This is a genomic window from Bacillus sp. 01N42_2, from assembly GCF_056399565.1.
On the sequence record NZ_JBFTRO010000004.1, the window covers coordinates 38576 to 59513 of the forward strand.

The following is a 20938-nucleotide window of genomic DNA, read 5'->3' on the forward strand; positions in this document are numbered from 1 at the left end:
ACTTCTTTCCCCGTCACTCTTGGAAAGTTCTAGGCGTCCCGTATTGCGAATATATAAACATGGTATACAAAAAGGAGGTGAATGATGATGTTTTTTCCATCCGTTATTAACTTTGAGCATATAAAAATAAACGGAATCAGCAGCGGAGCGGCTTTTAACACCGGTTCTTCCGTTATACTGAGGCGCACTGCCGCTAATAAAAGAAATGAAGGATATGGTGAACAAAGCGGAGATTGCACTGTTGTCGCTATCCCCATCATGAGTATTGATGATTCAGATCTGATAGACGGCACCGCAAATAAGGTCAGCCTTCGATAATAATATGGCTTGCATCCCCCAAATGTTTAGCAATTGAGATATATAAAATTCCGTCTTTGAATACCGCCTGCATCCCCTTCGTTCCCTGAGCAGAATGAGGAAGATCGAGTTTTTTTTCGAAATCGCCGTATTTTCCGGTCTTCTGTTTAAAATCCTGTTCATTGAAGAAGGATTTTCTCGTGCCTTTTACGACAATATATTCTCCGTAAGACAAAAGCTGAACATCTTGTTTCCGATAGCCGGGCAGATACAGCAAAAATTGAAGTTCATCATGGGTTTCCACTATATCTATAAGAGGAAAAGCATCCTCATTTCTTCTCATTTGCCCATCTCCCTGCTGAAAGGGAAAATGAGAATGACCGTTTTGAAATGATTTCAATTGTTCATCATCAAAAATGTTTTTCCAAAAATCACCGCCGGACATGTTTTGCGCCATTTCCATCCATTGCTTCATCTTGTCGAAATCCATTTTTTTATCGTCCTCCTGTCTAAGCATACGGTCATAACAGCCGGCATACACCTGTATTAAAGGAGGTTTGCCTGTGGTTCAACCAACTCCATATATCAATATTAATATTTTCATGTTGAAAATTAATTCCTTTGAAAATGCTTCAGCGGTGAATGTCGGACAGAATTTACTGGCGGAATGGCAGAATTCCGATAAAAAGAATCAGGGGTACGGACAGAATTTCGGGGATGCTAGCGGCTTTTTCGGCACGAATGGGAAAGTGGATGACAGAGATCAAATTGATGCTCCGTCTACCTTCGAGTCAGCATGCGGCAAAATCCCCGCCGGGAAAGGAGACCCATTATGATGTTTTCGCCGGTTTTGGTAAATGTAGGAGGCTTTAAAGTGAATGCGGTCGACCGGGGCTCTTCCATTACGATCGGCCCGTATCAGCAAATCGATTATTTTTTATCCAATAAGATTAACTATGGCTTCGGTGAAGAAAACGGTGATTTGGCGCCGATTTATATCCCCATCAGTTCTATTGCTGATCCGGATCTCATTGATTCGAACTCCGGAAAAACAAGCATTATCTAATAAAAAAGCCATCCGCCTGCATTCGGATGGCTTTTATGTCATATTTAGCTGCATAAGTATTTTGTTAAAATGGCTTGAACCTCGGTCAAGTCCGTTTCTTTTGCAAACTCCAATTCGAATGTTTTTCCCCTTGTCATTAATACGAGGCCCGTATCAGGATCAAACATCCCTGCTTCTTGAATGGCGAAGCTTTCAATTGTTTTATATGGAAGGAAGACGCGCACTTTCTTTTTGGAGAACATTTTATTATCAAAGAAAATCACTCGTTTATTTGTAAAGCATATTTGGTCAACCCGCAGTTTATAAATCGTTTCGATCCGTTCTCCCTCAACGAGCAAAGCCTCCAGCTTTTTTGTGTCGGTTGATCTGCTGACAGAAAAAATTCCCAATGAAGAACCCCACTTTCTGCTTCTATACTATATTTTATCAAATACATAAAAAAATAAGTTCTTTATCCCTATATAAGAATACGACATAGACAGCATTTAAACCATTACGAACAGATTACATTTTCAGAACGTTCATCGGATAGGCCTTTTCGCGAAAGGTGCTCTGTTATGAAGTAATACGGTTTTGCAGAAGAAAAGGTTTCAAGAAAACCATACTTTTTTCGAAAAGTCAGTTTTTTCATATCGCCGTAAAAAACCGCGGCCTCTGAATGCCGCGGTTTCAACAAAACATCAACGATCTGTATCTTCAATTGTTCCTTATTTGTCCGTGCTTTTTCCGAACATGCTGAAGCAAAATAAATTCATTCAGCTTTAGACTTCTTCAAAATACTCTTTGTAGAAGCCGCCGACTTTATTTGTGTTGTCCACGACAAAAATAAATTCTTCTGTTTCATTTTTGACCTCATACTCTTTGCCGGGCGTCAGTACGTTTTTGACAATGTATTTTTTCGCATCTGTATGTACGCATTTTACCTTTTTAACGCTTTCTTTTGTCTGCCAATTATTATGAATCATCTGTAAAACTCCTTTTCTTCATCGATAAGCTTATTGTAGCCGTTTTTTCTTGTGAATTGCAATAACGGTTATCAATTGATTTTACCTGGCTCTGTATTATAGAATGACTGTATGCGCTTACTTTGCGCGGACATCAAGATGCTCAAAACAGACCATAAAAAATTTCGGGAGGTTTGTTACGAATGAGTTCTTTAACGATGCAGATCACAAAAAGGCTGGAAACATTTTTGCAAGGCACGAAGAAGCTTTATATTGACGGAAAATTTGTTCCGAGCGCTTCAGGATCAACCTTTGTCACACCGAATCCGGCAACCGGAGAAACTTTGATGACGCTTTACGAGGCACAGGCAGAAGACATTGACAGTGCAGTGAAAGCGGCACGCAAAGCCTTTGATCACGGCGAATGGCGCACAATGCCGGCCGCTTCCAGAAGCAGGCTGATGTATAAGCTTGCCGATTTAATGGAAGAGCACAAGACTGAACTCGCGCAGCTTGAAACACTTGATAACGGAAAACCGATTAATGAAACGACGAATGGAGATATTCCGCTGGCAATTGAGCATATGCGTTATTATGCCGGGTGGTCCACAAAGATAACCGGACAAACGATTCCGGTCGCCGGCTCATATTTTAATTACACCCGCCATGAGCCTGTCGGCGTCGTAGGGCAAATCATCCCTTGGAACTTCCCGCTCCTTATGGCGATGTGGAAAATGGGCGCCGCCCTTGCCACAGGATGTACAATCGTTTTGAAACCGGCGGAGCAGACACCGCTGACCGCCCTCTATTTAGCTGAATTAATTGATCAGGCGGGCTTTCCTGACGGCGTCATCAATATTGTTCCCGGGTTCGGCGAGACGGCCGGGGAAGCGCTGACCAACCATGACGATGTCGATAAACTCGCTTTTACCGGTTCTACAGAAATCGGCAAAAAGATTATGGAGAAAGCCGCGAAAAGTATCAAGCGCGTAACGCTGGAGCTTGGCGGTAAGTCACCTAACATCATTTTGCCTGATGCCAACTTGAAAAAAGCCATTCCCGGCGCTTTAAACGGGGTCATGTTTAATCAGGGGCAGGTATGCTGTGCCGGCTCCCGTGTCTTCATTCACAAAGATAAATATGATGAGGTCGTAAGCGAAATGGTTTCATATGCGAAATCGCTTCGGCAGGGAGCCGGTCTTCACCAAGATACGCAAATCGGTCCGCTCGTCAGTAAGGAACAGCATGAACGCGTGCTTTCTTATATTGAAAAAGGAAAAGCAGAAGGAGCCAAAGCTGTTACAGGCGGAAGCTGTCCGTTTGAAGAAGGGTATTTTGTCTCCCCGACAGTATTTGCGGACGTGGATGACAGCATGGCCATCGCAAAAGAAGAAATTTTCGGCCCGGTTTTAGCCGCTATTCCGTATGATACGGTAGATGAAGTCATTGAGCGTGCGAACCGCTCGGAATACGGCCTTGCAGCCGGACTTTGGACTGAGAATGTAAAAAACGCCCATTACATTGCTGACCGTCTCCAGGCCGGCACCATTTGGGTCAACTGCTACAATGTATTCGACGCGGCCTCTCCTTTCGGCGGCTATAAGCAATCCGGCCTCGGACGGGAAATGGGTTCTTACGCGCTGGATAATTATACAGAAGTGAAAAGCGTCTGGATCAGTCTGGAAGATTAATAAAACGAGAAACTGCTGCCTGCCAGCAGTTTCTTTTTTGTGTCATGCCGCCTTTTGCATATGAATATATATGCTTCTGAAGGAGTTGAGCGAGTGTGAGCACAATTCGTGAAAAAGTCAGAAGCCGTCAAAAGAAAACCATCTCGCTATTAAGAGAAAGGCAAAATGCTGACGGCTCATGGTCATTTTGTTTTGAAGGCCCGATTTTGACAAACGCCTTTCTGATCCTCCTTCTCACTTCTCTCGGAGACAATGATAAAGAACTGATCGCTGAGCTTGCAAAAGGCATCCGCGCAAAGCAGCGTCCGGACGGAACATTTGCCAATTATCCCGATGAACGGAAGGGAAATGTGACCGCCACTGTACAAGGCTATGTCGGCTTGCTGGCTTCCGGCTTATATAATCGTTCTGAGGCGCATATGATTCAGGCCGAACGTTTTATCATCTCTAACGGCGGCTTGCGGAACGTACATTTCATGACAAAGTGGATGCTTGCGGCAAACGGCCTTTATCCGTGGCCCGCACTGCACCTGCCATTATCTTTCTTAGTGATTCCCCCCTCTTTCCCGCTGCATTTTTATCAGTTCAGTACATACGCGCGGATCCATTTTGTGCCGATGGCTGTGACGCTTAATAAAAGATTTTCACTGAAAAATCCCAACGTTCCGTCTCTCGCACACTTAGATCCGCATATGACCAAAAATCCGTTTACATGGCTTCGTTCCGATCAGGAAGAGGACAGAGATCTCTCTTCTCTATTTGCGCATTGGAAACGGCTTTTGCAGATTCCCGCCGCCTTTCACCAGCTTGGTCTCCGTACGGCCAAAACATATATGCTTGACCGGATTGAAGAAGACGGCACATTGTACAGCTATGCGAGCGCCACTATTTTTATGGTGTACAGCCTGCTCGCTCTCGGTGTATCACGCCACTCCCCTGTTATCAGAAAAGCGCTTGCCGGCACGAAAGCTTTACTCACGTCTTGCGGCAATATACCGTATCTGGAAAATTCAACATCGACCGTTTGGGATACGGCGCTTCTCAACTATGCGCTCATAAAAAGCGGCATTTCAGATAACGATCAGATGATAACAAGCGCCGCCCGCTTTCTGCGTGAACGGCAGCAGACGAAAGTGGCGGATTGGGCCGTCCACAACCCGCATGCAGAACCGGGAGGATGGGGTTTTTCAAACATCAATACGAATAATCCTGATTGTGATGACACAGCGGCAGTGCTCAAAGCCATCCCGCGAAAACTTTATCCCGGCTCATGGGAACGCGGACTGAGCTGGCTTTTGTCCATGCAAAATAGTGACGGGGGCTTCTCTGCTTTTGAGAAAAATGTCAATCATCCGCTGATCCGCCTGCTCCCGCTTGAATCGGCTGAGGAAGCGGCCATTGACCCTTCAACAAGCGACTTAACCGGACGGGTGCTTCACTGTTTAGGGGAAGCGGGGCTTTCTTCTGATCATCCCCAGATTGAAAAAGCCGTCCAATGGCTGTTCCGCCATCAAGAACAGGACGGTTCATGGTACGGCAGATGGGGTGTCTGTTATATTTACGGAACATGGGCTGCGCTGACGGGCATGAAAGCTTGCGGTGTCAGCCATAACCACCCGGCCGTAAAAAAAGCGATCCGCTGGCTGAAGTCTATTCAAAATGAGGACGGAAGCTGGGGAGAATCCTGTAAAAGCGCAGAAATCAAAACTTATGTCCCCCTTTCTTACGGAACGGTTATACAGACTGCATGGGCTGCGGAAGCTTTGCTGCAATACGAAAAACCACATCACCAGGCCATCACAAAAGGGATATCTTTTCTTATTGAAAACCGGCATTACGAGGGAGCTCCTTTCAGCTATCCGACTGGAATCGGCCTTCCGAAACAATTTTACATCAAGTATCACAGCTACCCGTATGTATTTTCTTTGCTTGCGCTCAGCACTTTTATGAAAGTGAGTGAAAAGGAGGAAGAAAAATGAAACGGCACGCTTATCAAACCGAGATGCTGAATTGGTGTGAAACCTTGAAGGAACAAGTCATTCAGCAAGGCCGGTTCGATCGCTTCGCGGCACAAATCGACCGGATTTTTCACACTCTTCAGGATGACGGATTAACGGAGGCGGAATGGTACGAACAGGCATCAGGACTTTACCGGGACATTACCCAATCGGAAGAGCCGGATGAGCCCAGAGCTTTTGTGCCGATCGGCAAGCATGTACTGCCTAAGCTGCCTTACAGTTATTCCGCACTGGAACCGTATATTTCAAGGGAAATCATGAAACTTCACCATACAAAACACCATCAGAGCTATGTTGACGGCCTGAATCATGCTGAACTGGAGCTGAAAAAAGCGCGGCAGATGAAACAGTACGACTTAGTTGCGCATTGGGAGCGGCAATTGGCGTTTCACGGCGCCGGCCATTATTTGCACAGTATTTTCTGGTTTTCCATGAACCCAAACGGAAAACGACGGCCGACGGGCGCTCTCTTTCAAATGATTGACTCATCATTCGGGAGCTATTCTGCTTTTAAAGAACAATTTTCTCAGGCAGCTAAAAAAGTCGAAGGCGTCGGCTGGGCTATCCTTGTCTGGGCGCCGCGCTCGGGGCGGCTGGAGATTTTGGCAGCTGAGAAGCATCAGCTTTACAGCCAATGGGACGTCATTCCTTTGCTCCCTTTAGATGTATGGGAACACGCCTATTATTTACAATATAAAAATGACCGCGCGGCTTACGTGGATCAATGGTGGAATGTCGTTGACTGGCGGGAGGCGGAGAAACGGTTCGAGCAAGCGCACCGTGTAATGTGGCCGCTTTATTAAAAAAGCCCCCGTTTTGAACGGGGGCTTGCTTCTTTTCATTTAAAAAATACCGAGCACGTGCAGAAAAACAATAATAATGGCTACAGGAGACACATAACGGATTAACAGGAGCCAGACTGCAAACCATTTCCGTTTAATTCCTGAACCGCTTTTCAGTTCATCAAACAGCGCCTGTTTCGGAATTTTCAGCGGGACGAACACGGCAATTAAAAGCGCGCCAAGCGGCATTAAGACATTGCTGACCAGAAAGTCCGCGGCGTCAAAAATACTGCGGTGAAAAATTGAAACATCACTCAACATTCCGTACGACAGCCCAGAAGGCACGCCGACAATAAAGATGGCAAGTCCCCCAATCCATGCATACCGCTTTCGTTTTGCCGAATCGCCTTTTGACAAAACGGCAACCAAAATCTCAAGCATTGAAAAAGCCGATGTCAGTGTCGCAAATAAAAACAGCAGCAAAAAGGCGAGTAAAAACACGATACCGAACGGCATATGGTTAAAGACGGTCGGAAGCACGTTAAACAAAAGCTGCGGGCCCTGATCCGGCTTGAGGCCGAATGAAAACACCGCCGGAAAAATCGCCACGCCCGCCATCACGGCAACAAGGACATTTAATACCGTCACTGATACAGCGGATTGAACAATATTTTCTTCTTTTTCTAAATACGCACTGTATGTAACCATTACGGATACTCCGACGCTTAACGAGAAAAATGACTGTCCCATCGCATATAAAATGGTATTGGCGTCCATCGCGCCGAAATCGGGCATGAAGAAGAATTTTAACCCCTTCGCTGCATCATGAAGCGTAACGGAGCGGATCATTAAAAGAATAAAGAGAATAAACAGAGCCGGCATCAGCACCTGACTTACTTTTTCGATGCCGCTGCTTACCCCCTTTGCAACAACTAAAATCGTCAGCACGATAAACAGCAGCTGGCCGAAAACCGCTGCATAAGGGTTTGAAATGGTATCGATAAATAACGTATCAAATCCGGATGTGAGCGATAAACCGCCTGTAAAGCCCTTTATAATATAGATTAATATCCATCCCCCCACTACGCTGTAGAAGGATAATAGAATAAAACACGTAATGATTCCGAGATATCCGATCCAATGCCACTTTTTCCCCGGCGCAAGCGCCTTATAAGATTCAACGGCGTTTTTTTGCGTTTTTCTGCCGATAATAAATTCAGCAAGCAGAAGCGGCAGTCCGATTAAAATCGTAAATAAAATAAAAACGAGCAGAAAAGCGCCGCCTCCGCTGGTTCCCGCTACGTAAGGGAACTTCCATATTGCGCCGAGCCCGATTGCAGAGCCGGCCGTAGCTAAAATAAATCCCAGCTTAGATGACCATTGATTAGCTTCTTTCACTTCAGCACTCCCAATTCATTTCAGTATAAAAATCAATTGTAAGAATATATGTCTGAATAGTCAAGAAGATATTAGTTGACATAATATAATTATAAAAAACTTATATTTAATATTGAATTATTCAGAATATTATTTATAATGGAATACAGAAAAGTCAGTCAGATTTTCTGACTTGATTGATTGGATGAAAAAGGAGCTGTGTTTATGGAATGGTTGAAAAAAATAAGCGGGTTTGCGGGACAAACTTTCGGCTTATGGGTGATCGTCTTTGCTGGTTTAGGATTTGCCTATCCTGATTTGTTTTCTTGGATCAGTTCTTATATGACGGTTTTTCTAGGTATTATTATGTTTGGAATGGGGCTTACTCTTCAAACAGACGATTTTAAGGAATTAATCAGGAAACCTTGGCATGTCATCATCGGGGTCGTTGCTCAGTTTACGATTATGCCGCTTACGGCTTTCTGTTTATCAGCCGGGCTCCGCCTCCCCGCAGAAATTGCAGCGGGCGTCATTTTGGTCGGGTGCTGTCCGGGCGGCACCGCCTCAAATGTTATGACCTTTTTGGCAAAAGGCAATACGGCGCTTTCAGTTGCGGTCACTACAATCTCAACATTGCTTGCTCCTATTGTAACGCCGGCACTTATTATGCTGTTTGCAAAAGAATGGCTCCCTGTTTCTTTCGGCTCACTTTTTGTTTCCATTATGCAAGCCGTGCTTTTACCGATCATCCTCGGTGTAATTGTGAAGCTGCTCTTCAAAAAACAAGTCGGCCAAGCCGTTCACGTGCTTCCTCTCGTGTCGGTAATCGGCATCGTAGCAATTGTATCCTCTGTTGTAAGCGTAAATCGTGAACATCTGCTTCAATCAGGACTGCTGATTGTGACAGTCGTCATCTTACATAACGGAATCGGATATTTGTTAGGATTCCTGACCGCAAAGCTGTTCAAAATGGATTATGCTTCGCAAAAAGCGATTGCGATCGAAGTCGGGATGCAAAACTCCGGACTGGGCGCGGCGCTTGCGACAGCACACTTCTCCCCTCTGTCAGCCGTACCGAGTGCGATTTTCAGCATATGGCACAATCTGTCAGGATCTGCTCTTGCCACCTACTGGTCTAAGAAAAAAGGGAAAAACAGCGCAGAAGAGGATGAAACAGCAAAGATTCCGCTTTCATAACTGAACAAGGATAGGGCGGCAGCCGCCCTATCCTTGTTTTTTCTGCAGATCACGAAACAGGCGCAAAAGCGCTTTTTTTACATTCCCCTGAAATAAACCTCCATGATAACAAATCAATTGGCTGATATCATAATCGAGCAGCCGCTCTACGGAACGGACCGCATCTCCCATATGTAACGTATAGCCGGGATGAGCAAGGTTCAGCTTTCCGTCTTCAATAACGACCGCATCGCCTGTGATCATTATTTTTTCGGCAGGCAGATAAAGGCTGATATGGCCGGGTGTATGACCCGGCGTGGCCACAATGCGAATGCCTCCGCACCAAGGAAGCAGCTCGCCGTCAGTAACTGTCCGGTGAACCGGAGCCGATTCGGCTGATTGAAGCGAGCGGATGAACTGTTTTGCATGAGGTTTTGCTTCCTCTGGCAATGAACAAAACGTAGATTCAGCCTGCTCAAGCCGTAAAGATTTTTTGGAGCCGTCAATATACGGCGCTTCATGTTCGTGTGCTGTCACGCTGATATCCGGATACAATCGGAGCAATGCAGCGAGTGAGCCGATATGGTCTATGTCGTGATGCGTTACAATGATTTTTGTCAATGAATGAAGCGGCATACCGTGCCGGGCAGCAGCATGTTGAAGACGGTTTGTAAAGCCGGGATATCCGCAGTCTATTAAAATCGTGTCATGTTCGTCTTGCAGAAGAACCGGCGTGATAGAATGCCATTCTCCATTATGTTCAAATTCAATCTCAAGCGGATAACAGTTTTTCATCTGCATTTCTCCCCTTCCTCAATAAAAAAAGTACACCGCTTGTAAAAGCAGTGTACTTTTTATCTGACACAAATTACCCTTCCAGCAACAGCTGTTCCGGATCTTCAAGCAGGTTTTTAATGGTGACAAGGAATCCGACCGCTTCTTTGCCATCTACAATTCTGTGATCATATGATAAAGCGATGTACATCATCGGACGGTTTTCAGAGCGCTCGGCATCAATCGCTACTGGGCGCAGCTGAATTTTATGCATACCTAAGATTCCGACTTGAGGGCTGTTTAGGATTGGTGTTGACATAAGCGAGCCGAATGTACCTCCGTTTGTGATCGTGAAGGAGCCTCCTTGCAGCTCACCTAATGTTAATTTATTGTTTCGCGCTTTCTTCGCAAGCTCGCCGATTTCTCTTTCAATGCCGGCGAATGTCAGACGATCAGCGTCACGCACGACTGGGACGACAAGCCCTTCTTCAGCCGCGACAGCGATACCGATATCATAAAACTTTTTCACGATCAGCTCATCGCCTTGAATTTCAGCGTTAAGGAGCGGATATTTTTTCAATGCTGCCACGACGGCTTTTGTGAAGAAAGACATGAAACCAAGTTTTACTTCATTTTGCTCAAGGAATTGGTCTTTACGGCGTTTTCTTAAATTCATAACGGCCGTCATATCCACTTCATTAAACGTCGTCAGCATTGCAGAAGTCTGCTGCACTTCAACCAATCGTTTCGCGATCGTTTGTCGGCGGCGGGACATTTTTTGCACTTCTACAGGTTTGTCAAAGCTTTGCTGTGTTTTTTGAGCCTGCTGTTTCGGCTGTGCCGCAGGTTTTGGAGCCGGCTTTTCATAAACTTCCACATCATGTTTGCGTACGCGGCCGAGCGGGTCCCCCGTCGGAATTTGTGAAAGGTCAATTCCTTTTTCCCTTGCCAGCTTGCGTGCAGCCGGAGACGCAACCGTTTTTGATTTTGTTTCTGATTGTGCTTCCTGGCTGACTTCTTGAGCAGCCGGTTCAGCTTTTGCTTCCTCTTTCGTTTGTTCATTGGCTGGAGCACTTTCTGAAGGGGCAGGTGCAGAACTTTCGCCAGCGCCTTCTGTAATGGTGCCGATAATTTCTCCTACTTGGACGGTATCACCCGAATCTTTCAATACCTCTTTTAGAACACCCGATTCTTCTGCTGTCAATTCAACATTTACTTTGTCCGTCTCCAGTTCAAGCAAATACTCACCCTGTTCTACATAGTCACCGGGCTGCTTTAACCATTGGGCTATCGTTCCTTCTGAGATTGATTCTGCTAATTCAGGTACCTTAATTTCCGCCATTTTTACATTTCCCCCTTAGTTTTTGCGAGTCAAGCTATCAGATACAATGCGTTCCTGTTCTTTTTTGTGGACTGTCGGATCTCCTTCTGCGGGACTGGATCGTCTTCTTCGGCCGATGTATTGAACATTTACTCCTTTCGGCGCGATTTCCGTCAGATACGGGCTGATATAACTCCAAGCCCCCATGTTCTGCGGCTCTTCCTGAACCCAAACGATCTCTTGCAGGTTCGGCAGTTTGGCGAAAAGTTCTTTCGTGTCTTTTGCCGGGAACGGATACAGCTGTTCGATTCTGGCAATATGAAGCCAATCTTTATCGCCTTCCATTTTGTTAAAGTGATCGCTGATGTCAATTGACACTTTTCCGCTTGATAACACGACGCGAGTCACTTTTTCGTAAGCGTGGGAAAGACCGGACTGCTCATAGACCGGCTTGAATCTGCTTTCGCTCAGTTCCTGCACTTCAGATACCGTATTCGGATTGCGCAGCAGGCTCTTCGGCGTCATGATCACAAGCGGGCGGATTTCCTCACGAAGCAGCATTTTCGCTTGTCTTCTTAAAATATGGAAATATTGAGCCGCACTTGTCAGGTTGGCCACCGTCCAGTTGTTTTCTGCCGCCAGCTGCAGGAACCGCTCGACGCGGCCGCTGGAGTGTTCAGGCCCCTGTCCTTCGTAACCGTGAGGGAGCAGCATGACTAATCCTGATTTTTGTCCCCATTTTGCCCGTCCTGCAGAGATGAATTGATCAAAATAGACTTGAGCCGCATTGGCAAAGTCCCCGTACTGCGCCTCCCACATCACGAGCGTTTCAGGCGAATACACGTTGTACCCATATTCAAAGCCGAGAACCGACCCTTCAGAAAGCGGGCTGTTATGCACCGTAAATGAAGAAGCACAGTCGTCTAAATGATGGAGTGCAACAAATTCTTCTCCTGTTTCGCTGTCATGCAGCACAAGGTTTCGCTGAGCGAACGTTCCGCGCTCTGAATCCTGTCCGGTCAGCCGGATCGGCGTGCCGTCTTTCAAAATGGAAGCAAACGCAAGCGATTCAGCCAATGACCATTCCACTTTACGATCATCATCAAACGCTTTGGCGCGTCTTTCCAAAATTCTTTTCAGCTTGCCGAACACGTTAAAGGATTCCGGCCAGTTGATAAGTTCGCCGTTCAGCTTGCGGAGAACATCAAAATCAATTGCTGTGTCAACGTCAGGAAAACCGTTGGACACCGGTTCCGGCAATTCGATTTCCCGTACGGCGTCTTCTTTTTTGGCGGGCACCTTTTTATAGGCGTCTTCAATACGTTTTGTCACTGCCGTTTCAATGTTTTGCGCTTTTTCCTCGCTGATCAGGCCTTCACTTACGAGTTTTTCCGCAAAGATCCGCTTGACAGTCGGGTGTTTTCTGACGGCGTCATACAGCATCGGCTGTGTCGTGGACGGCTCATCCATTTCATTGTGGCCGTACCGTCTGTACCCGATTAAATCGATTAAGAAATCTTTATTGAAACGCTTCCGGTATTCGACCGCAAACTTAACGGCTGACAGGCATGCTTCAGGATCATCCGCGTTGACGTGAACGATCGGGATTTCATAGCCCTTCGCCAAATCACTGGCATATTTTGTAGAACGGGATTCATCGCTTTCAGTTGTAAAGCCGATCATATTATTGGCGATGATATGAATGGCCCCGCCGACCTGATAGCCTTTCAGAGAGCTTAAGTTCAGCGTCTCAGCGACAATTCCTTCTCCCGGGAACGCTGCGTCACCGTGTATTAAAATGGCGAGCGATTTTGTTTCGTCTTGAACCGGGTACCCCTTTTGCGTTCTTGTTTCCTGTGCCGCCCGCGTGCTTCCTTCAACAATCGGATTGATGAATTCCAGGTGGCTCGGGTTATTCGCGAGCGTAATCCGCGCGCTTTTGGTTTCGGCATCCTGAAGCTGTCTGTCTGCACCGAGGTGGTATTTTACGTCTCCCGTCCAGCCGTAGCTGATTCCGGTCGAGCCTTCAGACGGTACAAGATCTTTATTCGGCGCGTGCTGGAATTCTGAGAAAATAATCTCATATGGTTTTCCGAGCACATGCGCGAGGACATTTAAACGGCCTCTGTGCGCCATTCCGATATTGACATTGGTTGTGCCTGCTTTCACAGACTGGGCGATAATGTCGTCAAGAACCGGCACAAGCGCGTCTAATCCCTCAATTGAGAAACGTTTCTGACCGACGAATGTCCGGTGTAAAAATTGTTCAAATCCTTCTACTTCCGTCAATCTTTCTAAAACGGCTGACAGTTTTTCCGGTGAATTTTTCCGGAAGAGTTCTCCGGATTCGACCATTTTTGTAATCCATGCGCGCTCTTCAAAATCATGCACATGGTCAAATTCAAAGGAGATGGTTCTTTTATACGTATTGCGTAAATGCTGGATGGCTTCTAAGCCGTTCGTTATATTGGCAGGTGCGTCTTTACAGATGACAGACGCGGGTATTGCTTTCAGTTCTTCTTCTGTAAGCCCGTACTCGGATAACGGAAAGAGCTCGCTCTTTATTTGATCCTTTCTGAGCGGATTGACGGAAGCGTTCAGATGGCCATAGGTTCGAATATCTTCTGCAAGTTTAACTGCTGCTGCGATCTTTTGAATCAGATCTGCGGTGACGCGTCCCTGTTCCTTTGTTCCCGATGCCTCTTTTATCTGGCTTGGCGGAGCGCCGAGTTCGTCAAACATGTCTTTCAGATCCGGATCAATGCTGTCTGGATCTTCAGCATATTGGTCGTACAGCTCCAGTGCGTAGCCGAGGTTCGGTCCGTAAAAATCTTCCCAATTCATTCTTTGTTTCATATTATTTTGAAACATTTGAATATTACCCCCAACCTAGATAATCAAGTGATCATTTCACTATCTTGAAATAACTTTTGAACACTGTGCCCAAAATTATGTAATAAAAACGCTTCCAAGGATATTTTACCACTGATTGCGTTTGGATTCTACCTTGATTGTTCACAAAATAGTAAAAAAAACAGATCCATAACGAAAAAATTAAATCATTTTAAAATAAAAAGCGAAAAAGCATAGGAAAAAGCTTATCCTATGCTTTTATGAAGCAGTTTTTTCAAGAGCGGATACAGCACATCGGGGAGCTGATCGACATCCGGAACAAAAATACTGTACTTTCCGTACATATCCTGAATGGTTTTCATCTGGGATTCTTCTATCGCGGTATTGGACAGAAAAACATTTATGACTTCGATCCCTCTTTTTCTCGCTTCGATGACAGCCTCGCTCGTATCGACGATGCCGTTTTGTTCGTAGCCGAACGCTGCGGGCTCCCCGTCTGAAAACACGATTAAAAACTTTTGTGCCTCACTCCGCCTCATCAGCTGTTTTGTCATTTGTCTGATGGCATATCCGTCTCTGTTATCTTCCTCCGGCGCAAGCTGCATGATCAAAGGACCCGCCGCCTGCAGCAGCGACTCTTCAAACGGAATCACCGTATTAAAGAAGTTCGGCTGGCTCGTTTCGGTCGCTTCGTTTGTATCCTCCCAAAAACCGACGATCTGGTGCGGAACGGACACTGATTTCAATGCTTCATGAAAAAGGACGATCCCTCTCTTTGTTTCATCCATTTTGTCGAACATGCTGGCCGAACAGTCGACAAGCAATGTAAACACAGCGTCAATTTCTGAAGACGGATCCTGCTTTTTATAGAAAAGGCGCGGATTCCGTTCCGTAAAGTATCGGAGCAGCTTGCGATTCAGCCTGCCTGCATGAAGATCGGTCCGCGGGAGCGTTTTTTTGTGCTCAAGTGTTTTTTGTATCATCTGCTTCAGGCGTTTTTGGTATGATTCTATCGTTTTCGCCTGCTCTTTATAAGACTGTTCATCTTCCAGAGAGGCTTTGTGCGGTGTTTGGTAAACCGGGAAGGCAAATTTGTTTTCTTTTCCGTCAGCCAGTCCGGCTCCCCCGTGTTCATCCTGTCTGGATTCAAGCGCTTCCAGCTGGGAGTAATCCTCTCTTTTCGTCTGGCGTGATGAGCCTTGAACGGAGCCGAGCGCCTGATCACCGTCATCGCCTTCTCTGGCGGCGTCATTCCCAAGGTCTGATTTCGCGCCGTGTTCAATATCAAATTGAAGGAAACTTTTTGACGGCGCTTCAGTTTCCCGGTGCCACGTATTCATTTTCTCTTCATGGATATCTTCATCTCCGTCGGAAGACTCAGGAAGCGTGATATCGTCGCTTAATGACGGCGCTCTTTTGATGCTTTCGAATAAAGGCTCTTCAGCCGCTTTCTCGTAATCAAGTTCCGGCAGAAAGAAATAGGTGTTCAGCATATCTTTCTCCAGCACTTCATCAAGGCCTTCCATGAGGTCTTCTGTTATTTTTGCGATCTGTTGCGTAGATTCGGCCTCATACACCCGGATAAGCTGTCGTTCAATATACGGTATCATCATATCAATATCTTCCTGCATGGAGGGAATGCCTTCAAGCGGAGACTCAGCCGTCAGTTTGACAAACATCGCGCAATACAAAGCGTCGGTGAAAATACTCCGTTCCAAGTTCAATGTCAGCTGTGTTGTGAAGTATTTCCTGTACATTTCTCTCCGCTTCTGAAATACACGTTTCGTTCCCGGCCGTTCTTTTTTGATCAGCTCTTCAATTCTGATATCTTCAAGCAGCATGAACAGCTGCTTCGCAAAGCTTTGGCGGGTGAAGTGCCGGCGGACATCATTTAAAAACCCGGCAAATTCACGGAATGAGCTGCTGCGTGTTCCGACAGCGCGCAAATACACATCGCTTTTCAAGCCGGCTTCCATATCCCCGGCTGATCTGTCTTTCCAAAAGTGGCTCATGTAAATTTTCTTTTCAAAGGGATTGTAGTAAGACTGCACACCGTATTCTACTTCCACTTCACTGCTTCTGGTCAGTGTTTTGGCCAGATCAGTCAGCATCATGAACAAAAATGAATCGATCGTGCTGTCGTTAAATTTGATAAACTTCATTGTATATCCCTCATTCGAACAGCGTTTCTGCAATATTTCTGACAGCGGCTTTCTCTCTGTCGTCATCAAGCTTTTCCACGATGCCTCTTTCAATCGCCCGTTTCGGCGGAATATACGCAGCCAAGTCGCACGTATCAATGAGAGCCCTGATTGACGCCGCTTCCTCTGACACTTGTCCGTTATGCGCTTGTGCGATTAAATCAGAAGACAATGTCATGAAACGCTCAATTAATTTCTCATCTTTTAAGACAGACTGAGAAGTCAGAACCTGCTTCAGAAGGCTTCCTTTAATATACGGAACATCAATAATGACAAAGCGGTTTTTAAGGGCTTCGTTCAGCGGCACGGTGCCGACGTAGCCTTCATTAATGGCGGCGATGACACCGAATCCTTCGCTCGCCTTAATCACTTCTCCTGTAAACGGATTCGTCATCATTTTTCTGTAATCAAGCACGCCGTTTAAAATCGGAAGGGTTTCAGGCTTTGCCATATTGATTTCGTCAATGTATAAAAAATGCCCCTCGTTCATTGCCGTTGTTACCGGTCCGGGAACGAATTCAATTGTCGCCTGTCCGTGTTCATTTTCAATCGTTTTATAACCGACAAGCGCTTCTGCATCAAGGTCTACGGAGCAGTTGACGCTGTGCATCGGTTTATGAAAATAGTTCGAAAGCGTTTCCGCCAATTTTGTTTTCCCTGAACCCGTAGGTCCTTTTAATAAGATATTTTTTCCCATTGTCAAAGCGATGATCGCATCGAATATAATCGCTTTATCTTCGGCCTCATAGCCCGAGGATCCGATTAAATCCTCAAATTCTTGGGAAACGGGGTGATTCTGATAAACTTGCAGTTTGTTTTGTATATCTTGGGGCAGTGATAAGTGCTGTAATTCTGAAGTCATAGGTGATGTTTCCTTTCCATTCATATTCCATAACCGAGTATACTAAAAAAGCCCTTGTATACTCAATACAAAAGGGCTTATTCCCTGCGGGCGCTTTTTGTCAGAGGAGCGCAGGCGATTCTGGCTCCGGAATTTCCGCTCGGGTTTGTTAAATAATCATCCGTATGTTCATGAATGACAAACGCGCTCCCGTCCCGGTCAAGCAGGCTGAGTCTGCTTCCTTCTTTTAAAGAAGTCTGCGGCGCGTTCATAATGACATCCACTTTACCGTCCGCCCCCACTTCAAGATTGGGGAGATCCCCGGCGTGATGCCCCATCGGATTGTTGAAGCCGTGCTCTTTGTTCAAAGGGTTGAACGGGGCGCCGGCTGATTCGAAATCAGGTGTCTGGCACACCCCTTTATCATAAATATGAAACCCGAGAGAAGCGCCCGGCGGCAGATGTCCTGCTGATATATGGATGTCTGACCCTTCCTCATCAGAATCTTTCACTTCAATATATCCGATGTTTTTACCTTTTTGATTGATGAGTCCGGCATGCTCGCGGTATGCTGACGCCTCCAATGCGCGGCTTTCTTCATGTTTTTTGGGCGGAACTGGATTGGGCCTGCCTCCGCAGCCGCCAAGCGTGATTGATGCGAGCATGAGAAAAAGCAAGAGACGGTTCATGCTTTCTCCCCCTTATTTTTACCCATCAGTCTTGTCAAAACATAAATTTGGTAAACAAAAAAAGCCCCGAAAGGCTTTTTTTAAAAATAACTGCGCGCTCCTAAATAAGCTTTTTTCCAATATGGATTGCTCAAGTTTGAAATTTCAACCCCGGAGGAACTTGCGTGAATGAAATCTCCTCCGCCCAAATATATTCCCATATGAGAAGGGCCCGCTTTATATGTCGTAAAGAAGACGAAGTCGCCTGCTGACGGCTGGCTGATTTGTTTCATTGTATTCCAGTATCCGGCGGTGCTCAGACGGGAAACAGAGCTTACCTTATTTAAAAGGTAATAGATATAGCCGCTGCAATCGAATCCCGCAGGCGTATTGCCTCCCCATCGGTAAGGCACGCCGACATATTTTTTTGCTTCGCCTATCATTCTGTCAATCTTTGAGCCTGTCACCGGAGGTTCGGGAGTATGAGGTTTGTTTGGCTTTGCCGGCTTGTTTTCCGGCTGGCGCACAGGGTCTTCTGTTTTTTCCGTCCCGTTTATCACGAGAACTTGTCCGATTTGCAGCACATCAGTTGTCAGTTTATTTTTTTCTCTGATGAGCTGGGCGGTGATGCCGAACCGATTGGCAATTTTCCAGAGGGAATCGCCTGCTTTTACTTTGTATGTGGACGGCTTCTCAGAAGGGTTTGGATGAGATGGCGGTGTTGTGCCGCTGTTTCCGTTATGTGGAGAGCCTTTGGTTTTTAACACTTGGTTCAGATACAGCAAGTCTGACGTTAATTGATTCAGCTTTTTCAGTTCAGCGATGGTGATGCCGATTTGATTGGCGATTTTCCACAGCGAATCACCCGGTTTTACAGTGTAAGTCCCTGATGCGGCTTTATCAGGTTTTGTCTGTTTGCCGCCTCTGTCCGTGCCGGGGGCAGAACCTTTAATTTTCAGTTTTTGGCCCGGATAGATGACATCTGAGCTCAAACGGTTCAGGCTTCTCAGCTCGGAAACACTCATACGGTATTTTTTTGCGATCACCCATAAGGAATCTCCGTATGTAACCGTGTAAGCGCCCGTGCTTCGTTTTTTCTTTTGATTTGTTTTATGTGTGCTGCTGCCGTCAGGAATGTTCAGCCGCTGTCCGGGGTAAAGTATCGTTGATTTCAATTTGTTTTCCGCCTGGAGGGCTGAAATGCTTGTATGATATTGCCGGGAAAGCTTCCAAAGAGAATCGCCGTTTTTTACTTGAATGGTTTTTGCTTCAGCGGGATGCACGGCGAAGGTTGAAGTCATTACTGCAGATACAGCCAGACCGGCTGCGATTTTTTTCTTCATATAACGAAAAACCTCCTATTTATCATTACTGAAAGGGGCATTCCTTTTCTTCAAACGCCGCCTGTTATACAGGATTCATGCAGAAGTCGACATCATTTCCGTTTCATTTACACCTTAAATCATCACTAATGCCACACATTTTACATAAATAGAGACCATTTCACAAAAGACTTTGGAATCATTTTCATAACATGGCTTATTTCCGCGACATTCCACCTTTCTTGTCTGTTTTTCATACAATTCTCTTTACGGCAAGAAAAATCCTCCCGAAAAACAGGCAAAAAAAAGCCCGCTTCCTTTAAAGGAAGCAGGTAATGAGCAATTACAGCACCCGGGTCACGGCAGTTTTCACGTCTTCTAATATCAATTCCGCTGCACGCTGTGCTCCGCCGGCCGCTTTCAGGGATTCTCCGATTTCATCAGCTTTTTTCTGATATTCGGGATTTTCACTCAATTCTTTTATTGCTTCAGTAAGCAATTCCACTGTCACATTTTCTTTTTTAAACATCTTGCCCGCTCCCGTTTTTTCCACTTGGCTTCCGACGGCGAACTGATCTGCGCCCATCGGAATGACGATCATCGGGGTTTTGTAATAAAGCCCTTCGCTCGTACTGTTCATTCCGCCGTGCGTGATAAATAAGTCCGCTCTCTTTAAAATCTCAAGCTGCGGAACATAAGGCTTTACAATGACATTCTCCGGAATTTCATCCAGTTCAGCCGGGTCAAGATGTTTGCCGATTGACATGACGGCTTTCCCGTTAAAGCTTCTGGCTGCTTTTAAGCATTTATTAAACAATTCTTTCTGGTTGTTAAAAATCGTTCCCATTGAAATAAACAGGACGTTTTCCCCTTCAAGCTGTTCAAACGGGAAATCATGGGACGCCTCCCTGTCGGTTATGGACGGACCGACAAAGAGATAAGAATCTCCGAACTCTTCTTCTTTCGGCTGAAACGCTCTTGAAGTAAACACGATGGTTTTTCTGCCGTCATTTGAGAAAATATCATACGGCGTATTAATGTCTGTGCTGAATTCTTCGTTGAGCTGGCTGACCGCTTCGGTATAAGCCGGATAATGGGATGATTCCTCTGATACGAGGTTTATATTTGAGAAGACTTCTTTAATAAATGCTTCATTCATCGCAAATGTCGTACAAAGTGAATATGCCGGCAGTTTCAGCATGTTTCTCACAAGCCTGCCTGCCAGAAAATGATGATCGTATATGATGTAGTCATAGGATTCATCTTTTACATCCTCAAGAATGCGGAGTGCGGCTTTTTTGGAAGTCTCAATCATTAATAGTAAAAACTCTGTAGCGTCCCGCTGTTCATCACCCGTTGCGTTTTTTCCGAATTCATCTTTTCGGAAATCCTCATATTCACGGAATTCCGCTCCGCTTGACACGATTTTATTCTCATATTCCTTCACGCCGTAATATACGACATGTTCCCCTCTTGCCTTCAATTCCTTTACGACGCCTAAAGACGGATTGATATGGCCTTCTCCCGGAAAGCCGATCATCAATACATGTGCCATCTTCCCACTCCCTATTCTTTTAAATTTTATGTATATTTAAACGATAACACCA

19 protein-coding genes are annotated in these 20938 nt (G+C 45.8%); 7 read left to right on the plus strand and 12 right to left on the minus strand.

The features are described from left to right. The first annotated feature begins 84 nt into the window (after window positions 1–84). Window positions 85–318 (plus strand): hypothetical protein, encoded by a 234-nt coding sequence (locus AC1DN5_RS10660; RefSeq protein WP_016936597.1) that lies wholly within the window; start codon window positions 85–87, stop codon window positions 316–318. On the opposite strand, the gene AC1DN5_RS10665 is transcribed toward AC1DN5_RS10660, so the two are convergent. Further along, window positions 305–787, minus strand: a complete 483-nt coding sequence (locus AC1DN5_RS10665) for an Hsp20/alpha crystallin family protein (protein ID WP_016936598.1) — start codon at window positions 785–787, stop codon at window positions 305–307. The genes AC1DN5_RS10660 and AC1DN5_RS10665 overlap by 14 nt on opposite strands. Before the next feature lie 73 nt (window positions 788–860). Here AC1DN5_RS10665 and AC1DN5_RS10670 point away from each other — a divergent pair, with 73 nt between their 5' ends. Both AC1DN5_RS10670 and AC1DN5_RS10675 read left to right on the plus strand, forming a co-directional pair. Next, window positions 861–1133, plus strand: a complete 273-nt coding sequence (locus tag AC1DN5_RS10670; RefSeq protein WP_016936599.1) for a hypothetical protein — start codon at window positions 861–863, stop codon at window positions 1131–1133. Next, a complete protein-coding gene (locus AC1DN5_RS10675; protein ID WP_003153785.1) occupies window positions 1130–1363 on the plus strand; it encodes a hypothetical protein in 234 nt (77 codons plus the stop codon). The genes AC1DN5_RS10670 and AC1DN5_RS10675 overlap by 4 nt, the downstream gene beginning before the upstream one ends. 44 nt (window positions 1364–1407) lie before the next feature. Here AC1DN5_RS10675 and AC1DN5_RS10680 read toward each other — a convergent pair whose 3' ends face one another. Together AC1DN5_RS10680 and AC1DN5_RS10685 are read right to left on the minus strand one after the other, a co-directional pair. Continuing rightward, window positions 1408–1752: a PH domain-containing protein gene (locus AC1DN5_RS10680; protein ID WP_003153783.1), complete on the minus strand. Its 345-nt coding sequence runs from the start codon at window positions 1750–1752 to the stop codon at window positions 1408–1410. Window positions 1753–2124: 372 nt separating this feature from the next. Further along, entirely contained in the window at window positions 2125–2328 is a 204-nt protein-coding gene (locus AC1DN5_RS10685; protein WP_007407979.1) for a DUF6501 family protein, read from the minus strand. 182 nt (window positions 2329–2510) lie between these two features. On the opposite strand from AC1DN5_RS10685, the gene AC1DN5_RS10690 reads away from it, so the two are divergent. The 3 genes from AC1DN5_RS10690 (at window position 2511) to AC1DN5_RS10700 (ending at window position 6819) form a co-directional block, all read left to right on the plus strand. Continuing rightward, on the plus strand, window positions 2511–3998 hold the full coding sequence (locus tag AC1DN5_RS10690; protein ID WP_045926171.1) for an aldehyde dehydrogenase family protein: 1488 nt from the start codon (window positions 2511–2513) through the stop codon (window positions 3996–3998). A 95-nt stretch (window positions 3999–4093) separates the two neighbouring features. Further along, window positions 4094–5977: a terpene cyclase/mutase family protein gene (locus AC1DN5_RS10695; RefSeq protein ID WP_366969275.1), complete on the plus strand. Its 1884-nt coding sequence runs from the start codon at window positions 4094–4096 to the stop codon at window positions 5975–5977. After that, window positions 5974–6819 carry a superoxide dismutase gene (locus tag AC1DN5_RS10700; protein WP_047474633.1) on the plus strand — a complete coding sequence of 282 codons (846 nt, stop codon included), beginning with the start codon at window positions 5974–5976 and terminating at the stop codon, window positions 6817–6819. Before AC1DN5_RS10695 ends, AC1DN5_RS10700 begins: the two co-directional genes overlap by 4 nt. A gap of 39 nt (window positions 6820–6858) precedes the next feature. Here AC1DN5_RS10700 and AC1DN5_RS10705 read toward each other — a convergent pair whose 3' ends face one another. Beyond that, window positions 6859–8196: a sodium-dependent transporter gene (locus AC1DN5_RS10705; RefSeq protein WP_047474630.1), complete on the minus strand. Its 1338-nt coding sequence runs from the start codon at window positions 8194–8196 to the stop codon at window positions 6859–6861. A 204-nt stretch (window positions 8197–8400) separates the two neighbouring features. Here AC1DN5_RS10705 and AC1DN5_RS10710 point away from each other — a divergent pair, with 204 nt between their 5' ends. Next, window positions 8401–9372 (plus strand): bile acid:sodium symporter family protein, encoded by a 972-nt coding sequence (locus AC1DN5_RS10710; protein WP_366969274.1) that lies wholly within the window; start codon window positions 8401–8403, stop codon window positions 9370–9372. 27 nt (window positions 9373–9399) lie between these two features. On the opposite strand, the gene AC1DN5_RS10715 is transcribed toward AC1DN5_RS10710, so the two are convergent. The 8 genes from AC1DN5_RS10715 to AC1DN5_RS10750 form a co-directional block, all read right to left on the minus strand. Beyond that, entirely contained in the window at window positions 9400–10146 is a 747-nt protein-coding gene (locus AC1DN5_RS10715) for an MBL fold metallo-hydrolase (protein ID WP_064778114.1), read from the minus strand. Window positions 10147–10219: 73 nt separating this feature from the next. Further along, complete coding sequence (odhB, locus tag AC1DN5_RS10720; protein ID WP_366969273.1) at window positions 10220–11467, minus strand: 2-oxoglutarate dehydrogenase complex dihydrolipoyllysine-residue succinyltransferase; 1248 nt, start codon at window positions 11465–11467, stop codon at window positions 10220–10222. A 15-nt stretch (window positions 11468–11482) separates the two neighbouring features. Next, window positions 11483–14317 (minus strand): 2-oxoglutarate dehydrogenase E1 component, encoded by a 2835-nt coding sequence (gene sucA / locus AC1DN5_RS10725; RefSeq protein WP_047474624.1) that lies wholly within the window; start codon window positions 14315–14317, stop codon window positions 11483–11485. A 227-nt stretch (window positions 14318–14544) separates the two neighbouring features. Then, the gene (locus AC1DN5_RS10730) at window positions 14545–16461 is read right to left on the minus strand and encodes a vWA domain-containing protein (RefSeq protein WP_366969272.1); all 1917 of its coding nucleotides are present in this window, start codon (window positions 16459–16461) and stop codon (window positions 14545–14547) included. A 10-nt stretch (window positions 16462–16471) separates the two neighbouring features. Then, window positions 16472–17362, minus strand: a complete 891-nt coding sequence (locus AC1DN5_RS10735; protein WP_366969271.1) for a MoxR family ATPase — start codon at window positions 17360–17362, stop codon at window positions 16472–16474. A gap of 77 nt (window positions 17363–17439) precedes the next feature. After that, complete coding sequence (locus AC1DN5_RS10740) at window positions 17440–18030, minus strand: superoxide dismutase family protein (RefSeq protein WP_366969269.1); 591 nt, start codon at window positions 18028–18030, stop codon at window positions 17440–17442. Window positions 18031–18110: 80 nt separating this feature from the next. Next, the gene (locus AC1DN5_RS10745) at window positions 18111–19352 is read right to left on the minus strand and encodes a C40 family peptidase (protein WP_366969268.1); all 1242 of its coding nucleotides are present in this window, start codon (window positions 19350–19352) and stop codon (window positions 18111–18113) included. Between the two features lie 322 nt (window positions 19353–19674). Then, window positions 19675–20886, minus strand: a complete 1212-nt coding sequence (locus tag AC1DN5_RS10750) for a macrolide family glycosyltransferase (protein ID WP_366969267.1) — start codon at window positions 20884–20886, stop codon at window positions 19675–19677. Window positions 20887–20938 lie beyond the last annotated feature (52 nt).